The organism is Desulfosporosinus sp. FKA (assembly GCF_002196785.1).
Lineage (GTDB): Bacteria > Bacillota > Desulfitobacteriia > Desulfitobacteriales > Desulfitobacteriaceae > Desulfosporosinus > Desulfosporosinus acididurans.
On the sequence record NZ_NAHZ01000031.1, the window covers coordinates 119474 to 137806 of the forward strand.

The following is an 18333-nucleotide window of genomic DNA, read 5'->3' on the forward strand; positions in this document are numbered from 1 at the left end:
GGGAGGAATCTTGGTGGGGAAGAGAGTTAATGTAACGGGAATTGCGGTTCTCGTTTTCTTTCTGTTGCTAGGGGTATTGATCAGTATTCGCTTGACAGGTCTTGGCAGCCGGTTTCCCAACCCTGTTGGGGGAGCTATGCAGCGAGTGCTGAGTGTTGTAGAGAAACCAATGCTTCAGTTAGGAAACGGAGTTCGAGATAATACCAAAGCCTTATGGAATTTTAGAAATGTAGAACTGGAAAACCAACAATTACAAAAAAAAGTCGATCAGTTAACCGGCGATAACCTTAAACTTAAGCAGCAAGTTTTAGCCGGATTAAGGTACAATGAGCTTGATCAGGGGATCTTTCGCAGTCCGACGCTTGACAAGTATACCAAAGTCGGGGCTTCGATCATCAATCGTAATCCGACGACTTGGTACCGGACACTGACTGTCAATCGGGGAAGTCAGGACGGGGTTCAGGTTAATGATCCTGTGATCGGAGACTTGGGGCTTGTGGGTAAGGTGGTGACTGTTTCGCCAACGACGTCCGAAGTTTTGATGATTCTTGATGGTGAAGGAGAAGTGAGCGCTGTTGTCCGCGGCAGCACCGGCAGCGGTACTTTCGGCATTGTCCAAGGGACGTATAAACGAGGCTCGCGTCTGACCCCTGAGGGAAATCTTGAAATGCTCTTTCGTCGGGCCGACAATGTTAATGTCGGAAATTTGGTCTTGACTTCAGGCCAAGGCGGAGTATATCCTCAAGATGTTCCTATCGGGAAAGTCAAGCAAATCGAACTTGATCCTTCAGGACTTCTCAAAACTGCCTATATTCAGCCTTTGGTTGATTTTGACTCCTTAGAAGAGGTGTATATAGTTAAAGTGGTGGGGGCGAAATAATGCGCTACATCCTAATTGCTTTAATGTTTTTCCTTAGCCTGATCCTGCCGGGAACCCTCTTTCATTTCTGGGCCTGGTCGGGTATTAAACCGGATCTTCTAATCTTGTTAACCATCTATATGGCCATGCACCACAGGCGTCTTTCGAGCGTCCTTTGGGGTTTCGGGGCAGGCTTATTGGAAGATTTTTACTTAGGCCGGTATATAGGAATGTACACCCTCACGTTATTAATTGTGGCCTTCTTAAGTAACTGGCTGACAGAACGTTGGTATCGTGACAACTTTCTGTTAACCACCTTCATGGTTTTTATTGTTACGGTCGTCGGCCAAATCTGTGTTGCCTTTTTAGGACTTGGAGCGGGGCTGCAATGGTCTCTGGGGGATGTTGTCCAATTAATCTTGGGTGTTGCCTTATATAACGCTGTTCTGGTTCCTGTAACCTATCCTTTGATTCATCGGTCCTTTTTACACGGCTGGCTGCGCTATCGCCCTAGATATGATAGATAGTGAGAGTAAATTGGAGGAGTTATTGAGATGGATGATAAAGAACGAAAGCCATATACGCATCGTTTTTGGGGACTCTCCACAGTGGTTTTGCTCGTATTTCTAATTTTAGGCTTTAACCTGTGGCGCTTGCAGATTGCTGAAGGATCTTATTATTCGGAAATGGCCAAGGGCAACGTGATGCAGGTCGTGAAAATTCCAACAACTCGCGGGGATATTGTCGATAAGAACAATAAACTTCTTGCTACCAGTGTGCCGGAATTTGTTCTAACCCTGGACTGGCTCGATTTGCAGCAGTCGAAGACAACAAACTGGAAGGACGTTGTCAAACGTTTAGCGGGCTTTATTAAACCTTATTGGCCTAACCCTAATGAGAGCGTTGATAACATTGATGTGGATATTTTAGTCAACGTTCAAAACCATCAATGGGAACGTTACCGTCCTGTGACCATTATGCAGAATGTGCCACAGGAACTTCAAGCTATCGTCGCTGAACATCAGGATGAGCTTCCCGGTGTCAGTGTCGACGCTATACCTATTCGCTCTTACCCTCAGCATACCTTGGCAGGCCAGATTCTTGGCTATGTGCGGGAGATTGGTCCTAATGAGATAGACCAGTTCAATCAAAATCCCGATGCGAAAAAGGCCGGATTCACCTATTCTCAAGGAGATTTAGTCGGTAAGGACGGCGTCGAGAAATCCTATGATTTTTGGCTGCGCGGCAAGGAAGGCGTTCAGCAAGTAGAAGTTGACAATAATGCCCGTCCTCTGTCTAAAAAAGTGGTTCAGCCTCCCGAGCCGGGAAAGACGGTTCAGTTAACAATTGATGCCGATTTGCAAAAAACGGTTGAAGACAGCCTCGATCAGGTTATCGCCAATGTTCAGAAGACAACGAATCCTAACGCCAAGTCGGGTGCAGCAGTCGTTATTGATGTCAATACCGGCAAGATTCTGGCTATGGCCTCCCGCCCGAGTATGGACCCAAATGATTTAATTGGAAATATTTCCCAGGCCGTATCGGATAAATACTTTACCAATAAAGATGCACCTGCCGCTTCCCTGGACCGTGCCATTGCCGGTCTTTACCCGCCTGGTTCCACGTTTAAAATGATCACAGCCATGTCTGCCTTACAGCTGAAAGTGACGAACCCGCAGGAACAGATCAGTGATGTCCTTTCATCCTTAGGAAATATTGTGGCGCAGCGTCAGGGCTTTGTTGAATGGGGTGGAAATAACTTTGGCCTTGTAAACCTCTATCGGGCTATCGCTTTATCGTCAGACATTTATTTTGAGGTCATAGGAAGGCGGGTATTTGACGCAAATCCGGAATTTATTGGTCAGATCGCCCATGAATTTGGCTTAGGTACGTACAGCGGTGTCGATTTGCCCGGAGAAGCGAAGGGACTTGTACCGTCGGCAGCCTGGAAGAAAGCCAATAATCAGCCTAAATATGATAAAGAGAGGGATCAGAAACTCGCTGACATTAGCAGCAAATATGATGCAAAAATTGCCCAGGCGAAAGATACTCAGACTAAGCAAAAACTCCAGGCTCAGGAAGATCAGGAGAAAAAACAGGTTCAGGTTTGGTATCAGCAAATGATTAGTCAGAATGTCAATTGGCAAGCTTATGACAGCTATAACAACGCTATCGGGCAAGGGTATAATGATTATACGCCTCTCCAACTGGCAGATTATGTGGCAACCATAGTGAATGGCGGAAAACACTATCAGCCCTATATCGTTAATAAAATTACAGATCCCATCACGGGAAAGGTCGTCAAACAAAATGAACCGAAAGTTATCAATACAGTGTCCATTTCGCCTAATGTTTTAGATACGGTTAAGCAAGCCATGCAGGCTACGACAAAAGGGGAAGGAACAGCATCCTTTCTATTCTCCGATCTTCCGGAATTCTCGGGGGGTGCCAAAACGGGTACCGCGCAAATCGGGTCGAAAGATACAATTTCGGGTGAGCTCTATAACGGAGAGTTTGTGGCCTTTGCTCCTTATGATCATCCTCAAATTGCCTTTGCCGGTGTCGTTGAATATGGCAGTCACGGCGGGGATACCGCAGGATACGTCGCTAGAGCGGCATTTATGAAGTATTTTGGTTGGAAATCCACGAATGGGGGCTAAAAAACGAGGAAATTTCTCCTCGTTTTTTTTAAAGAAGAAAAGGGAATTGGGACAGGCTTGTAGAATTTATAGAAGGCATCGATTATGAGAAGCAATGGAGGATTGTGCAGGTTGACACGGACAGAACATGTTGCCCTGAAGGGCACCCGCGAAGGATTAGTGCTATACTTTGATCCCCTCGCGGATTTCGGATTGTTGCTAACGGAACTCAACAAGCTCCTGAAGGATTCAGTTCAATTCCTGCAAGGTGCGACAGTTCGGTGTTTTGCTGGAGACAAAGAATACTCAGAGGATGAACATGACCAGCTAACAAATCTTTTACAAGAGCATCAGTTGGAACTTGGGGGATGGTTAACGACTGAGGAAGTGTACGTGCCAGGAAAAGTTCAATCCCAGGCAATCGAGAAAGAAACGCGACTTGGAGATGAAGGAATGGTGGAAGGACACTGCCTCTTCGTAGAGCGCAATTTGCGTAACGGCAATAGTGTGCAATATGAGGGTCATGTAGTTGTACTGGGTGATGTCAATCCTGGTGCTGAGATTATTGCAACGGGGAACATTGTTGTTTTAGGATCCTTGCGCGGTGTTGCTCATGCAGGAGCAACCGGCGAACGGAATGCCTCAGTAAGCGCCTATCATCTTGCTCCTACGCAGCTAAGAATCGCAGATTTAGTTACCAGAGCGCCGGATGAGGAATCAGAAGAACGTGGACCGGAAATTGCCAGAATCAAAGATGACCGCTTGATTGTAGAAGCAGCCGGTTTAATTGGTTATCGCGGCAAGGGTCGTTGAGAAGAATAAAGAACTATGCGGAAAGGTAGGTCAAACTATGGGAGAGGTAATCGTCGTAACTTCCGGTAAAGGGGGCGTAGGCAAGACCACAACATCGGCAAATATCGGGACTGGACTTGCGCAGGCAGGTTTTAGCGTCGTTTTAGTTGATACAGATATCGGTTTACGTAATCTTGATGTAGTGATGGGACTGGAGAACCGAATTGTCTATGATCTTGTGGATGTGACGAGCGAAAATTGCCGTTTAAAGCAAGCGCTCATTAAAGATAAACGTTTTGCAAATCTTCACTTGCTTCCGGCTGCCCAAACGAAGGATAAAACAGCCGTCAGTCCGGAGCAGATGAAGGCCTTGGCAGAGGAGTTAAAGAAAGAATTTGACTATGCAATTATCGATTGCCCTGCAGGTATTGAGCAAGGTTTCCGCAATGCTATTGCCGGAGCAGATCGAGCAGTTGTTGTCTGTACCCCTGAAGTCAGTTCAGTACGGGATGCTGACCGGATTATCGGCCTCTTAGAGGCGGCAGATCTTAAAAATCCTAAATTAATTATCAATCGCATTCGGCCTCAGATGGTAAAACGCGGGGATATGATGGATATCGATGATATTCTGGATATTTTGGCTATTGATTTGATCGGGGTTGTTCCGGAAGATGAGAGTATTGTCATTTCTACGAACCGGGGAGAACCTTGTGTTATGGATAAGAGTTCCAAAGCAGGAGAGGCTTATCGCAGAATTACCAAGCGGATTCAGGGCGAAGAGGTTCCTCTGATGAATTTGGATGTACCGGAAGGATTTATGGATAAACTTAAGAAACTCGTCGGCCTACGTTAATCGTTCGGTAGTGAGAGGAGGAATCGTCCTTGTTAGAATTTATCAGTCGCATCCTTGGCAAGGAAACTGCCTCGAGCAAGTCGTTGGCTAAAGAACGTCTGCGACTCGTTTTGGTTCATGACCGTGCCAGTATATCACCAGCTATGCTCAACCGCTTGAGGGAAGATTTGGTTCAAGTAATTTCCAACTACATGGAAATTGACGAAACTGCCCTGGAATTTAATCTTTGTCAAGATGAACGGGATGTGGCTTTGGTGGCTAATATTCCGGTTATTAAGATGAAGCGTGATTATGCGGCAAAATGTTAAGTCAATAATAAGCCATTAAGCAGGTCAATACGTTGAGAGAATGTTGGTAACGCTGCAGCGACAGAAATAAGTTGATGCAGCGTTTTTTCTATTTCTTTCCTTTTATTATTGTTGGGGAGAAAAGTCGAGTTGTGATATAATGTTTAAGGATGTTAACTGAAGGGGACAATTTTTGTGGATAAACGTGTATATAGAAACGTCGATCTGTTATTTGTGGTTTTTACATTCCTGCTCTTAGCAGCGAGCTTATTTATTCTCAGCACCGCCTCTATTAATGTGGACAAGGCAGACCCAATGCATTATGTCAAATCCCAAGCGGTTTGGATTGCCAGCGGGATTGTGATCGCGGTCGTTCTGGCCTCCATTGATTATCAGAAATGGCGGCATTTTCGCTGGTGGATTTACGGGTTGAATCTCGCTTTGCTCGGAGCGGTAATTCTATTTGGTTCCAGCGCCAAAGGAGCAACGCGTTGGATACCCATCACCTCAACGATAACGATTCAACCCTCGGAATTCGCTAAGATTTTCATTATTCTTACCTTGGCGGACTTTTTAGCGGAACGACAAGGAAAACTGAATAATTTCAAGGATTTTATTCCGCCCTTTCTCTTCGTTTTAATCCCCATGCTTTTGATTTTTAAACAGCCTGACTTGGGAACTACTTTGGTTTTTGCAGCGATTTTCATCGGCATGATGTTTGTTGCCGGCGCGAATCCCTACAAATTCGGTGGTTTGTTACTGGGCGGTGCCTGTATAGTGGCGGTTGCTCTCTGGCTTCACTTTGCGACGGATCTTCCTTGGTGGCTGCATTGGGCCCAGGGACTTCCGCTTCCCCTCCAGGACTATCAGTTAAAACGCTTAATTATTTTCACGAATCCTATGGCAGATAAGTCTACGGATGGGTGGCATATTGTTCAATCGCTCTGGGCTATTGGATCGGGTGGCTTTTGGGGAAAAGGGTATCGAATGGGGACACAAGGACAGTTAAACTTTTTACCCGAACACCACACCGACTTTATTTTTTCCGTGGTTGGTGAAGAGTTTGGCTTTATTGGATCGGTGACCTTGCTCTTTATTTTCCTGATCTTTATTCTTCGCAGTGTCAGTATTGCCATGAAAGCACGAGGACCTTATGGGATGCTGGTCGGGACAGGAATCATCTCCATGTTTACCTTTCATATCTTAGTCAATGTCGGGATGACTTCGGGGATTATGCCTGTAACCGGTATTCCCTTACCGCTGATAAGCTTTGGCGGAAGTGCCATGTGGTCCAATATGGCGGCCGTCGGACTGCTGCTGAGCATCAATTTCAGGAGTCAAAGGCTAATGTTCTGAATCAAAAATAGAACTCTCAAGAGTTCTATTTTTTTTGCCCTCTCATAGACTAGTAAAGAACTAGTACGAGCTTGGTCCTAGCGATCAACGGTAAAGTGAGGCCTTGCAGTATGAATCCTTTTGAACGTTGGGATGATTGGGAATGGGAACGAGCGATCCAAGAGGTTGGCAAAGAAAGAGGACAGGGAAGAGCGGGGAGCCGTAATTACAATTCCCGTAGGCAGCGGCCATCGCCCAGGGAAACCTGGGGAAATATGTTTAAGCATTGGAACGGAATCCAGAAACAGACACTTATCGCAGCTATGCTATTTCTCCTGGTTTTCTTCAGTGCTAATGGTACGGACAGCATCTCGCAAATGGTCCACGGTCTCTACCGCAGCGCCATGGACTCAGGAAATTATTATGACAGTCTGAACGGAATGGCCAAAGATGCCCTGTCTCTCGGTGGAGTCAGCAATAAGAGCGTTCCTGTTGATGCCAAGATGTTAGGGCAGTTTCTGCCGCCCATTTCCGGGCAGGTGATGGCGAAATTTGGGGTTAAAGGTGAAGGCGGAACGAATGCTGCAGGTACAGTCCATCAAGGCATTGATGTTCTCAGCTCCTTGGGAGCCTCTGTGGCTGCCCCGGCCGACGGAGTCGTCACCTTTGTGGGCAGTGATCCACAGTTAGGGAATATCGTGAAAGCAGATTTAGGTGACGGATGGACGACGGTGCTCGGAAATCTGGGCACAATTTATGTTCAAAAAGGCCAACGGATTAACCGGGGAGGTGTTCTGGGGACGGTTGGTTTATCGGCTCCTCTGAAGAAGCCTTGGCTGCACTTTGAACTGCGCAAGAACAACAAACCCCTTGATCCAATACCCTACTTGATTCCACCTCAGTCGAAAAATTAGGGGGGCGGATTTAACTATGGAGCTTTTTAAAGTTTTTGGCATAAGCCTGCGAATCCATCCGACGTTCTTTCTTTTTTTGGCGATTTATGGAGTCCTGGGTCTTGCAGCCCAGGCTCTTCTCATCTTTGCTTTGGTCCTAGGCCATGAGTTGAGCCACCTCTTAACAGCTCGGGCCTATGGTTTCAGAGTCGTCGGTCTGGAACTTTTCCCCTTTGGCGGTGCAGCCTATTGTGACGATCTTTTCGAGGGGCGAAAAATCGAGGAGAGTATCATGGCTCTGGCCGGTCCGGCCTTTAATATCGTTCTTGTATTTGCTGCTCAAGGCTTAAGGTGGCAGGGAATTTGGACAGGAGATTTTGCTGATGATTTTGTACGCTATAATCTTTGGCTGGCAGTGTTTAACTTGTTTCCTGTCCTGCCCTTGGACGGCGGGCGGATTATGCGGGCTCTTTGGGCAGATGCTTTCGGTTTTGTGCGGACGACGAAGTTCCTGGCCTGGGCAGGGAAAGGGCTGGGCGTTCTGCTGACTCTTTATGGCATCTTTCTCTGGAGTAAGGGACAGTTTTCTGAAGGCCCTCTGACCTTCATAATCCTGGGAGGATTTTTCTGGCTGGCAGGCAGCAAGGAAATTTCAGCCGCACATATCACCTTTCTCCGGCAGTTAACCCATAAGAAGGAGGAATTGCTTAAGAAGGGGCTTATGCGCAGCAAGTGGCTCACGGTTCAGCCCAATACTCCCTTAGTACGCATTGTTGAGGAATTTACCCCAGATCGTTATACGCTTATCAGTTTGACAAAGGAAGGAATGGATCTGGAAAAAATTCTGACAGAAACGGATGTCTTAGAGGGCATGTTAAGAGAAGGAATTCGTTTTCCTGTGGGCAAGCTGGACAAAAAGATCAGCTGATTAAGGGTTTCTGGAAACCTCAGGGAACTTGGACAGAATATTGGGTATTTTGTACAATCTGTGATATAATGTAAGTTCACAAAGGAGTACAAGGAGGCTTCACTAAAATCATGAGTGAACTTACTGCGGCGGAGCTTCGCCGGCAGGTAGAAGTGTTTTTGCCTAAAGTTTTGAAACCAAGCCGTTACCTGGGTTCAGAATGGAACGCGATAAAAAAGGACTGGGATAAAACAGAAGTGCACATGGCTTTTGCTTTCCCGGATGTCTATGAAGTAGGAATGTCCCATCTGGGGACTAAGATTCTTTACCATTTGGTAAATTCGTTTCCGGAGTTTCTCTGTGAAAGGGTTTTTGCTCCCTGGGTGGATATGGAGGAAATGCTGCGGCAAAAGATGCTTCCTCTTTATACCCTCGAATCCTTTCAGCCGCTGCAAAGTTTTGATGTTATCGGCTTTACGCTGCAGTATGAAATGAGTTTTACCAACATTCTTAATATGCTTGATTTAGCAGGTATTCCTCTGCGCTGTGAAGAACGTAAAGAGGAGGATCCCTGGATTATTGCCGGGGGACCGTGCGCTTTTAATCCTGAACCTTTGGTTGGATTTGTTGATTTCTTTCTACTAGGTGAAAGCGAAGAGCAATTGCCGGAAGTACTGCGTCTGATTGCTGAGCAGAAGAAACGCCCTCTGCCGCGCCGGGAGTTTTTGCTGCGAGTGGCCCAAGTCCAAGGCGTTTATGTTCCGGATTTCTACCATGTATCCTATAAGCCGGACGGACGGATTGCGGAGATTAAGGCGGAGCCTGGTGTTCCGGCTGTCGTGGAAAAAGCTATCGTGGAAGACTTTGATAAAGCCTTTTTCCCGACGAAACCTATTGTCCCTTATATGGAAATTGTTCATGACCGGATGATGCTGGAGGTCATGCGCGGTTGTTCCAGGGGCTGTCGTTTCTGTCAAGCGGGCATGATTTATCGGCCTGTACGGGAGAGATCGACGGAAACTCTCCTTAAACAGACGGAGGAACTGGTACGCTCCACAGGGTATGATGAAATTGCTTTGACGTCACTTTCCAGTGGGGATTATACCTGTATTCAGCCGACGATTCAGTCCATTATGGAAAAGCATAGCTGTGAAGGAGTGGGGGTTTCCCTGCCTTCTCTGAGAGTTGACTCTTTTGATGTGGATCTCGCTGAGTCCATCCAAAAAAGCCGCAAATCAGGTTTGACGTTTGCTCCGGAAGCCGGATCTCAGCGTTTGCGCAATGTGATTAACAAAGGCGTTACCGAGGAAAACCTACTGGCCGCCGTAGAGGCTGCTTTCCAAAAAGGCTGGTCCAACATTAAGCTTTACTTTATGATGGGACTGCCTACGGAAACCCAGGAAGACATTGACGGAATTGCAGAGTTAGCTAAAAAAGTAGCTAATCTAGGAACCCAGAACGGGCGTCGCAACGTGAATGTGACGGTTTCGACCAGTATTTTTGTTCCTAAAGCGCATACTCCTTTTCAGTGGGAACCTCAGGAGTCACATCTTTCCGTTAAACTGAAACAGAAATATCTTAAAGAGAAACTTAGGGATCGACGCATAAAATATAATTACCATGACATGGAGACCAGCTACATGGAAGCCGTTTTTGCCAAGGGAGACCGGCGCTTAGCTCCGCTTTTGGAATGGGCGTACAAACATGGCTGCCGTTTTGATGGTTGGTCTGAACATTTTGACCAAGAGACTTGGATGGAAGGATTTAAGGAACTGGACATCGATCCTAAGTTTTATGCCAACAGGGCTATGGATTATGATGATATCCTGCCTTGGGACCATTTAGAAAGTGGTGTAACCAAACAATTCTTGGTTGAAGAGCATCATCGGGCGCTGCAGGAAGCGAGAACCATTGATTGTCGGTATGATGTCTGTACTGGGTGTGGTATTTGCCCGGGCAGAGGAGTTCAGATTGATTTGAAAGGGTGAGTGCCATGCGGCTAAGAATCGCCTATACCAAAAAAGAAGATGCTAAGTTTATTGCCCATCTCGATTTAACTCGGGTCTTTGAGCGGGCAATCCGGCGGGCAGGGATTAGAATGGTTTATTCGGAAGGTTTTAATCCCCGGCCCAAAATCTCTTTCGGTTTCGCTTTAGCGGTGGGAACAGAAGGGGAACGGGAATACGTGGATATTGATCTGGAACGGGAACTAGAGCTGGGAGATGTCTTAGGACGAATTCAGGAACAATTGCCCTCGGGAATCCGGCTTCTGGAAGGTCATGTTCTGACGACGGGGGCCAAACCGTTGATGGCTGTTTTGAATGCGGCGAGTTACCGGATGCGTGTTCCTATGGCTCTGCCGATTCAGGAGGATCGACTCCAGGAAGGTCTGCAGGCTTGGCTGGCTCGGGAGCATGTGACGTTTTCCCGCTATTCGAAGAAGGGGCCGACCGATAAGGATATTCGTCCCTGGGTGAAGAGCTTGACGGGAGCAATTCAGGGCGATGAGGTTGTCTTTGAATTGGAAGTTGAGATGGGGAATGCGGGCAGCGTTCGGCCTGAGGAGGTTTTGGGCAGTCTTCGGGAGTTGGAGAATCTGCCGCTTGATTTGGACAATTTGCGGGTTAAGAGGACGGGCGTGCATGTGAGTTATCAGGGGCGGAAGAGTTCGCCGTTTGAGTTGCTCGCTGAGTAGGGTGCGTGTTGCGGGTCCTGCTGGGGAGCGAGTGGCGCGTCACCTTGTTCAACCATGCGTGAGCCGGCCAAACTAGGGCTTTAAATTCTGATGGAAGAGGGCAGGGTTCCCGGCCTATGCGTCATCCTTGACGCAAGGCCGGCGGGAAACGTCCTGTTTCCCGCCCTGCTGGATGCAAGCGAATTTAAAGCCGAGTTTGGCAGCGGCTCCCGCAGAGGTTTCACGCCGGTGATCGCGCCCCTCGCTCTGAAGCTTGGGCGCGCAACGCTGGGTATTCCTATTGGGCTCGCTGAGTAGGGATGGGGTTGCATTGCGGGTCCTGCTGGGGAGCGAGTGGCGCGTCACCTTGTTCAGCCATGCGTGAGCCGGCCAAACTAGGGCTTTAAATTCTTGATTTGGAGTGGGCAGGGTGCCCGGCCTATGCGACGTCCCTGTCGCAAGGCCGGCGGGAAACGTCCGACGACCATGGATGGTCTAGTGCCCCCGTAGCCAAGGATGGCGAGAGGGGGCCTGTTTCCCGCCCTGCTGGATGCATGGGAATTTAAAGCCGAGTTTGGCAGCGGCTCCCGCAGAGGTTTCACGCCGGTGATCGCGCCCCTCGCTCTGAAGCTTGGGCGCGCAATGCTTGGGTATTCCTAGTGGGCTCGCGGAAACTGCTTGTATTCATAATAGAACTGCTGGGGGCAGAATTAGCTTAGAACTTGCGCTTACAAGAGGGAGCCTCTTTGATAGAGTGGCCCGCCAAACTTGGCGAAAGAGGTGCTTGCATAGCGGGACGGAACACAGGCCCCTTCCCGCCATCCATGGCTCCAGGGGCACTAGGCCATCCGTAGCCGTCGGATGTGTTCCGCCGGCATTCGGACAGGACGTCCGATATGCCGGGAATCCCGCCTCTTGCATCAGACCTCTTGAGCCTTAGTTTGGCCCACGAGATCAGGACGGTGAGTGTTGTAACGCAAGTTCTCTATATAGTTCTCTGAGGAGGTGTAATCAATCTATGAAACTTGAAAGCTCGGGGGGCTGTAAGAAGGAACTGGTTCTTCAAAGTGAACAATTGGCGAAATCTAAATCTCAAAGGATTCGGGCGGCTGTGTTTGAACATGGTGAATTGATGGATGTCTTTGAGGATGAGGGTGATTCTTCCCATTTGGTGGGGAATATTTACCGGGGGCGGGTGGAGAATGTTTTGCCCGGGATGCAGGCGGCCTTTGTTGATGTTGGCTTGGAGAAGAATGCTTTTCTTTATGTTGGTGATGCTATTCCTTCTCCTTCTCGTTTTGAGGATGAGGAAAAGGGTTCTTCGGTGATTAAAGAGCGGATTGAGAACATCGTAAAGTCTCGTCAGGAACTTTTGCTTCAGATTACTAAAGAACCTGTGGGTACGAAGGGGGCCCGGATTAGTGTTAACCTGACGCTGCCGGGGAGGTATGTTGTTCTTCTTCCCCAGGTGAGTTATATCGGGGTGTCGCGGAAGATTACCGATGCGCAGGAACGGGCAAGGTTAAAGGATTTGGCGGAGAAGGCTAAACCTGAAGGGATGGGTGTGATTGTTCGCACCTTGGCGGTAGGAATTGATGGTGAGGAAATCGCTGAGGATATTGGTCATCTGGTGACGACTTGGCAGGCTTTGGAACGTAAAATTCCCCATGTCTCTGTCCCGGGATTAGTACATAAGGATGTTGATTTGGTTTCACGCTTAGTTCGGGATTGGATTGATCAGGATGTGGAGAAGATTACCGTCGATCAGGAGGAAACGGCTGAGACTTTACGTCAGGCTTTACGGGAAATAGAACATCCGGCTGCCCAGCGGATTTTTGTTATGCCGGGTGAGAACCTGTTTGGCCGTTACGGGGTAGACGATGAAATCCGTAAAGCCCTGCGTTCGAAAGTATGGCTGAAAAGCGGCGGCTATTTGATCATTCAGCAAACAGAGGCCTTAAGTGTCATTGATGTGAATACCGGAAAATATGTTGGGCAGCGTTCTCTGGAGGATACGGTTCTCCATACCAATCTGGAAGCGGCTCGGGAGATTGCCCGGCAGCTGCGGCTGAGAAATTTGGGCGGAATTATAATAATTGATTTTATTGATATGGCAGCGAAAGAGAATCAGCAGCAGGTGATTGAAGAATTAGAGGTATCTTGTGCCGCGGATAAAACGAAGTCTCAGGTTTTAGGACTGACTCAGCTTGGCTTGGTGGAAATGACCCGCAAGAAAGTCGGCCAGACTTTGGCGGTGCGATATACGGCGCCCTGTCCCACCTGTGACGGAAGTGGAAGAGTCTAAAGAAGAAGCCTGACAAAGAGTCTAACTAAATGTCTAATTAAATGTTCAGCTTTACTGAATGAGTTCACAGTTGAGAAGCGGCAAAACGATGTCGCTTCTTTTTTGTTCCTATTAATGGCGAAATTTGGGGAAAAATATTTAATTTTAGCTAGTTAGCAAATAATGGGTAAAAAAGGGTAATCCTTGCAGGATTATTAAGCGGGGCGGCGAACTAGATCAAATGGTAATCCCTAATGGTAATTCCTAAGACAAACCATCTTTTCCAATATAAAGGTAAATTTTTAACGCTGAATAGTTCTGACCCTTTAAACATCCTTTAAACAAATGGAAAGGTCGAAGAACAAGGAGATGATCCTTAGAAAGTTCAAGATCCGGATAACACGAGAACGAGAACGAGAACAAGAACGAGAACTAGAACGAGAACAATGAAAGAGGAGGCCCACCATGAGAAAAAAGACAAAGCAAGTGCTGCTAAAAGGTTGCCTGGCAGCTGCCGTGGCATTGTCAACGACGTTGGCTCCGGTAGTGGCAAATGCTGCGGTTTCCAATGCAACAACTACTGCAATGCGGATCGGCGGTGCTGATCAGTACGCTACCGCGGCTCAGATGGCCGAAAAAGGCTGGCCGGGAACTTCTGACAGCGTAGTTATTTCATCGGGAATGGATTATGCCCTGGTAGATGCTCTTGCTGCAGGCCCCTTGGCAGCAACGTTGAAGGCGCCAATTCTTTTAACGGATAATGGAGCAGCATTAAATCCTTCCACTAAAGAGGAATTACTGCGTCTTAAGCCTAAAAAGGCTTACATCACGAGCGGCGCCTCTGTTATTGAAAAATCTGTTCTTAACGAAATTCAAGGGATGGGCATTACCCCGGTTCAACTGGGGGGGACTGATCAATATGATACGTCAGTCAATATTGCCAGGGAAATGGTTAATCAGAACGGTGACGTTTCGCAGATAGTGCTTGCGGCCGGCTGGGTAAGTCCGGCAGATGCCCTGTCGATTGCTCCGATTGCGGCAGCCCAGGGGATGCCAATTTTGACGACAACTCGGGATGAACTTCCTGGTACAGTTAAAACCTTTTTGGACAGCATTAAGTCAAAGGTCAAGGATTCCTATGTTGTTGGCGGAACAGCTGTAGTTTCAGATAAGGTCAAGGGTGAATTAGCAGGAACTGTACAACGTTTTTCCGGGCTCACAAAATATGACACCAATAAGCAGATCTTAAAAGGTCTTTCGCAAAACTATCGTAATAAGAGTGTTTATGTTGCCAGCGGGGAAAGCCTGGTTGATGCCTTAGCCGGGGTACCTCTCGCGGCTGCAAGCCAGTCTCCTTTTCTGCTTGTCAATCGAACGTTAGACAATGAAACCGAGGATTTTGTGAAATTGAATTTGTCGACCTCTGATATGACTGTCTTGGGAGGCGAGTCAGTTGTTCCCTCTGCTGAGATCAATGAGTTGACTTCAGCTGTTACCTATACAGCAGATAATGCTGCTATTGGTTCCACGGACTCAAAAAAACCGGCGGAATTAACGGATAACATTGTAATTACCGGGGATAACGTGACCCTGAAAAATGCTGAGGCCAAGGCCAGCGTTTATGTGCAAGGGAACAATGTTACCCTGAGCAACCTTAATGTTCAAGGAACGGTTTTTGTTGATCCCGGAAAAAACGGCTCTGCCAAGCTTGATGGGGTTACTGCCGGGAACATTGTTGTTCTTTCCGGGGCTGCACACAGTGTTACGATCACCAATTCAACCGTCAGCGGCGGAATAATAGTCAGTTCCAATAACGACACGTCTGTAGTCTTCAGCGGAACGACGGTCAAAGCTGGCGTAACGATTCAAACTTATGAAGTTTATGAAACTGATGCCCAGGGAAAGAAGGTTAAGACGGGTACTATCATGATCACCAACGGAACCGGCGACAGTCTTGGTTCAATTATGATTGTCAGCGAGCGTGGGCAAACAACCGCTGTTAATTTAAGCGGGGAATTTAAACAACCGATAACTGTTGGAGGCCAGGGAGAAGTGGATGTTACTCTTGAGTCAAATACAAAGATCGACAACATGAAGACGGAAACAAAAGCAATGATTAAAGTTCCTGTCGGCTCCAGCATTGGCAGTTTGGATTTTGGAACAACAGGCACATTGACCAGCGGCGGCGGTAATGTCAACGGGAAAATGACCTCGTCATCTCCAAGTACTCCTCCGACGAAAACAAGTGATACGAGCACAATCATTAACAGGAGAAATTCCGAAGGTGGAGGAGGAAATTCTGAAGCTTCCGCTAAGATTTCTACCGTTGCTATCAATAACGGAACACCGGTTACTGTAAACGGCACAAGCTATGTCTATGATCTCAGCACAAGTTCAAACAGCACCATGATTCGCGATATCGAAATATCAGCAGTGCCTGCCCACTCTACTCTCGTTTTAACTCAGATTTCGTCTTCTAAAACGGGAGTTATCTCCGGAACTGTAATCTCTCCCACCAATCCCGATAATTCATTAGTCTACAGTAATCAGACATTCACCCTGCCGGGGACGATCACCATGAGCAATATCTTCGGGAACTTGATCACTAACGGTGATATCAGCGTCGGTTCTTTACGGGCCTTGTTTGGTACATCTGTAACCTTTACGGGAACTCTCTCAAGTTCAGGAAAGTCATCGAGCACGGTAACCCTTACCATAAACCTTGGTGCCAGCAAAAAGTAAATTCGGAGACCTATAATAAGGAGTTCAAAGGTCGACTGCCCGGGAACAGTCGGCCTTTGTTATGAGGCAGGCCAATTAGAATTATGGGAGGACGTTTATATCCGGTTTTTAAGCCCCCCACTTCTATAAGTGGGGGTGGAGTCCTCCTTCGCCGCTAAGTATTCCTATTGGGAAAGGCGGCTTGGTACTGGCCACTGGACGAGTTCACTCCGAAACTTCGTTTTTATTATTAAAGATGGAAGGAAAACCAAAATTTACCGCGAATAATAAAATAATAATTCAAACTACTTTAAAGCACCAATGCGGGAGGATGACAATGGAAGAAGAAATTGACTTAAGACAGTACTGGGAAGTGCTTAAAAAACGTTGGCTAATTGTCATTGCGTTACCTCTCATTGCGGCCCTGACAAGCGGTATAATCAGTTACTATATTATTAAACCGGTTTACCAAGCCTCCACGACCTTGATTGTTGGCAAGAAGGCCACAGAAGAAGGCGCAGCAGCGGCTCAAATGCTGGATAATAATGTTCTTCTGGCAAATCAACAGCTTGCCAAAACCTACGCCACTATAGCACGGAGCCGAACTGTCGAAGAAAATGTTATTAAAGACTTGAACTTGACCATGACCGCCGAACAACTGGATGGCTTAATTGCGGTCGATCAAGTCAATACCACGGAAATATTAGAGATCAAGGTTGATAATACCGATCCTGAACGAGCAGCCTCAATAGCCAACGATATAGCCTCAGAGTTTTCTAAAGCTGTGATTGAAATAAAAAAGGTTGATAGTGTAAGTATTGTCGATAAAGCGGTAACTCCGGATATCCCGGTTAAACCCAATAAACGCTTAAATATCCTTATCGCCTTTGTTGTCGGCTTAATGGCTGCTGCTGGGTTGGCATTTTTGCTGGAGTATTTAGACAACACTGTCAAGACGTCGCAGGATGTTGAAAACCTCTTGGGGATTCCGGTACTTGGCGTTATCCCCAATTACGATGTTGCAAAAAAAGGGTAAGAGGAGAAGATTCAATTGACCTATTCTTTAATTACTGTAGAGCAGTCGAAATCAGTGATTACGGAAGCTTTTCGTACACTTAGGACGAACGTTCAGTTTACAAGTATCGATTTGAAGACCCAAAAGATTATGGTGACCAGTGCCGGACCCCGCGAAGGAAAATCAGTCACCGTTGCTAACCTAGCGGTCAGCATAGCTCAAACGGGAAAATCAGTGCTTATTTTGGATGCCGATCTACGTAATCCCACACAGCATAAAATTTTTGGTATCGATAACGGGCGGGGACTTTCTGTCGCCTTGTTTGAGGACGAAGATTTTCGCGATTATCTCAAAGAAACGGAGGTATCCGGTGTAACAGTTTTAACAGGAGGCCCTATTCCGCCGAATCCGGCCGAACTTGTTGGATCAAAGCGAATGAAACAGCTGATCCAGGATGCCAGTCAGGAATATGACGTCATTCTCATTGATACTCCGCCTGTTGTAGCAGTCACGGATGCAGCCATACTGGCCCAGGAAGCCGATGGAGTTATTATGGTTGTGGCCTCAGGGGAAGTAAGCAAGGAGTATGCCCAAACTGCCAAAGAACAGCTTGACAAAGTTGGCGCCAAAATTCTCGGTGTAGTTCTCAATAAAGTTGATGTTAAAACCGGTGATTACTATTACTACTACTACTATCACGGTTCCCAAGACAAGCGTAAAAAGCGGCATCATCGGAAAGAGAAGGCTTCATCTTCAGTTTCAGCTTAGACTAACCTTTAAATTTAAGGAGCAGCTTCTTCAGGTTATAACCGAAGAGGCTGCTTTTTTTATCCGGTTTTTAAGCCCCACGCTTCTATAAGCGGGGGGCTTGTAAACTTCAGGTGGGGTAGAATCCTCCTTCGCCGCTAAGTATTCCTATTGGGAAAGGCGGCTCGGCAATAATGTCCACCAGACATTATTGTATCTGAAGTCTCGACGTTCAGCTTTAGCTGAACGAGTTCATCTGGCTGGTGATATAAGAAATGGCTTTGTTTAAGCTAATATTCGACAAAATATACTGTAATAATTTACATA

The 18333-nt window shown here is 47.1% G+C and carries 15 protein-coding genes; all 15 read left to right on the forward strand.

What is annotated here, in order from left to right; genetic code table 11:
- Positions 1-13: 13 nt before the first annotated feature.
- The 15 genes from mreC to B5771_RS15740 all read left to right on the forward strand — a co-directional run bounded on the left by mreC (position 14) and on the right by B5771_RS15740 (position 18027).
- A complete protein-coding gene (gene mreC / locus B5771_RS15665) occupies positions 14-880 on the forward strand; it encodes a rod shape-determining protein MreC (protein WP_088188372.1) in 867 nt (288 codons plus the stop codon).
- On the forward strand, positions 880-1386 hold the full coding sequence (mreD, locus tag B5771_RS15670; RefSeq protein ID WP_088188373.1) for a rod shape-determining protein MreD: 507 nt from the start codon (positions 880-882) through the stop codon (positions 1384-1386). The genes mreC and mreD overlap by 1 nt, the downstream gene beginning before the upstream one ends.
- 27 nt (positions 1387-1413) lie before the next feature.
- A complete protein-coding gene (gene mrdA / locus B5771_RS15675) occupies positions 1414-3519 on the forward strand; it encodes a penicillin-binding protein 2 (protein ID WP_088188374.1) in 2106 nt (701 codons plus the stop codon).
- A 111-nt stretch (positions 3520-3630) separates the two neighbouring features.
- Positions 3631-4311 carry a septum site-determining protein MinC gene (gene minC / locus B5771_RS15680; protein ID WP_088188375.1) on the forward strand — a complete coding sequence of 227 codons (681 nt, stop codon included), beginning with the start codon at positions 3631-3633 and terminating at the stop codon, positions 4309-4311.
- 37 nt (positions 4312-4348) lie between these two features.
- Positions 4349-5143 carry a septum site-determining protein MinD gene (minD, locus tag B5771_RS15685; RefSeq protein WP_088188376.1) on the forward strand — a complete coding sequence of 265 codons (795 nt, stop codon included), beginning with the start codon at positions 4349-4351 and terminating at the stop codon, positions 5141-5143.
- A 29-nt stretch (positions 5144-5172) separates the two neighbouring features.
- On the forward strand, positions 5173-5451 hold the full coding sequence (minE, locus tag B5771_RS15690; RefSeq protein ID WP_088188377.1) for a cell division topological specificity factor MinE: 279 nt from the start codon (positions 5173-5175) through the stop codon (positions 5449-5451).
- Between the two features lie 174 nt (positions 5452-5625).
- Positions 5626-6786, forward strand: coding sequence for a rod shape-determining protein RodA (gene rodA / locus B5771_RS15695; RefSeq protein ID WP_088188378.1), 1161 nt, complete (start codon positions 5626-5628; stop codon positions 6784-6786).
- Between the two features lie 110 nt (positions 6787-6896).
- A complete protein-coding gene (locus B5771_RS15700; RefSeq protein WP_088188379.1) occupies positions 6897-7679 on the forward strand; it encodes a M23 family metallopeptidase in 783 nt (260 codons plus the stop codon).
- A 16-nt stretch (positions 7680-7695) separates the two neighbouring features.
- Positions 7696-8586, forward strand: coding sequence for a M50 family metallopeptidase (locus B5771_RS15705; RefSeq protein ID WP_088188380.1), 891 nt, complete (start codon positions 7696-7698; stop codon positions 8584-8586).
- 110 nt (positions 8587-8696) lie between these two features.
- The gene (locus B5771_RS15710) at positions 8697-10553 is read left to right on the forward strand and encodes a TIGR03960 family B12-binding radical SAM protein (protein WP_088188381.1); all 1857 of its coding nucleotides are present in this window, start codon (positions 8697-8699) and stop codon (positions 10551-10553) included.
- Positions 10550-11260, forward strand: coding sequence for a TIGR03936 family radical SAM-associated protein (locus B5771_RS15715; protein ID WP_088188382.1), 711 nt, complete (start codon positions 10550-10552; stop codon positions 11258-11260). Before B5771_RS15710 ends, B5771_RS15715 begins: the two co-directional genes overlap by 4 nt.
- Positions 11261-12257: 997 nt before the next feature.
- Positions 12258-13544, forward strand: a complete 1287-nt coding sequence (locus B5771_RS15725) for an Rne/Rng family ribonuclease (RefSeq protein ID WP_088188384.1) — start codon at positions 12258-12260, stop codon at positions 13542-13544.
- Positions 13545-13988: 444 nt separating this feature from the next.
- The gene (locus tag B5771_RS15730) at positions 13989-16265 is read left to right on the forward strand and encodes a cell wall-binding repeat-containing protein (RefSeq protein WP_088188385.1); all 2277 of its coding nucleotides are present in this window, start codon (positions 13989-13991) and stop codon (positions 16263-16265) included.
- A gap of 316 nt (positions 16266-16581) precedes the next feature.
- Complete coding sequence (locus B5771_RS15735; protein WP_088188386.1) at positions 16582-17280, forward strand: Wzz/FepE/Etk N-terminal domain-containing protein; 699 nt, start codon at positions 16582-16584, stop codon at positions 17278-17280.
- A 15-nt stretch (positions 17281-17295) separates the two neighbouring features.
- Positions 17296-18027 (forward strand): CpsD/CapB family tyrosine-protein kinase, encoded by a 732-nt coding sequence (locus B5771_RS15740; RefSeq protein ID WP_088188387.1) that lies wholly within the window; start codon positions 17296-17298, stop codon positions 18025-18027.
- Positions 18028-18333: the final 306 nt, after the last annotated feature.

Coding starts and splice junctions, on each gene's coding strand:
- mreD (WP_088188373.1), top strand. CDS start 880: ATGCGCTACATCCTAATTGCTTTAATGTTTTTCCTTAGCCTGATCCTG.
- mrdA (WP_088188374.1), top strand. CDS start 1,414: ATGGATGATAAAGAACGAAAGCCATATACGCATCGTTTTTGGGGACTC.
- minD (WP_088188376.1), top strand. CDS start 4,349: ATGGGAGAGGTAATCGTCGTAACTTCCGGTAAAGGGGGCGTAGGCAAG.
- B5771_RS15700 (WP_088188379.1), top strand. CDS start 6,897: ATGAATCCTTTTGAACGTTGGGATGATTGGGAATGGGAACGAGCGATC.
- B5771_RS15705 (WP_088188380.1), top strand. CDS start 7,696: ATGGAGCTTTTTAAAGTTTTTGGCATAAGCCTGCGAATCCATCCGACG.
- B5771_RS15710 (WP_088188381.1), top strand. CDS start 8,697: ATGAGTGAACTTACTGCGGCGGAGCTTCGCCGGCAGGTAGAAGTGTTT.
- B5771_RS15725 (WP_088188384.1), top strand. CDS start 12,258: ATGAAACTTGAAAGCTCGGGGGGCTGTAAGAAGGAACTGGTTCTTCAA.
- B5771_RS15730 (WP_088188385.1), top strand. CDS start 13,989: ATGAGAAAAAAGACAAAGCAAGTGCTGCTAAAAGGTTGCCTGGCAGCT.
- B5771_RS15735 (WP_088188386.1), top strand. CDS start 16,582: ATGGAAGAAGAAATTGACTTAAGACAGTACTGGGAAGTGCTTAAAAAA.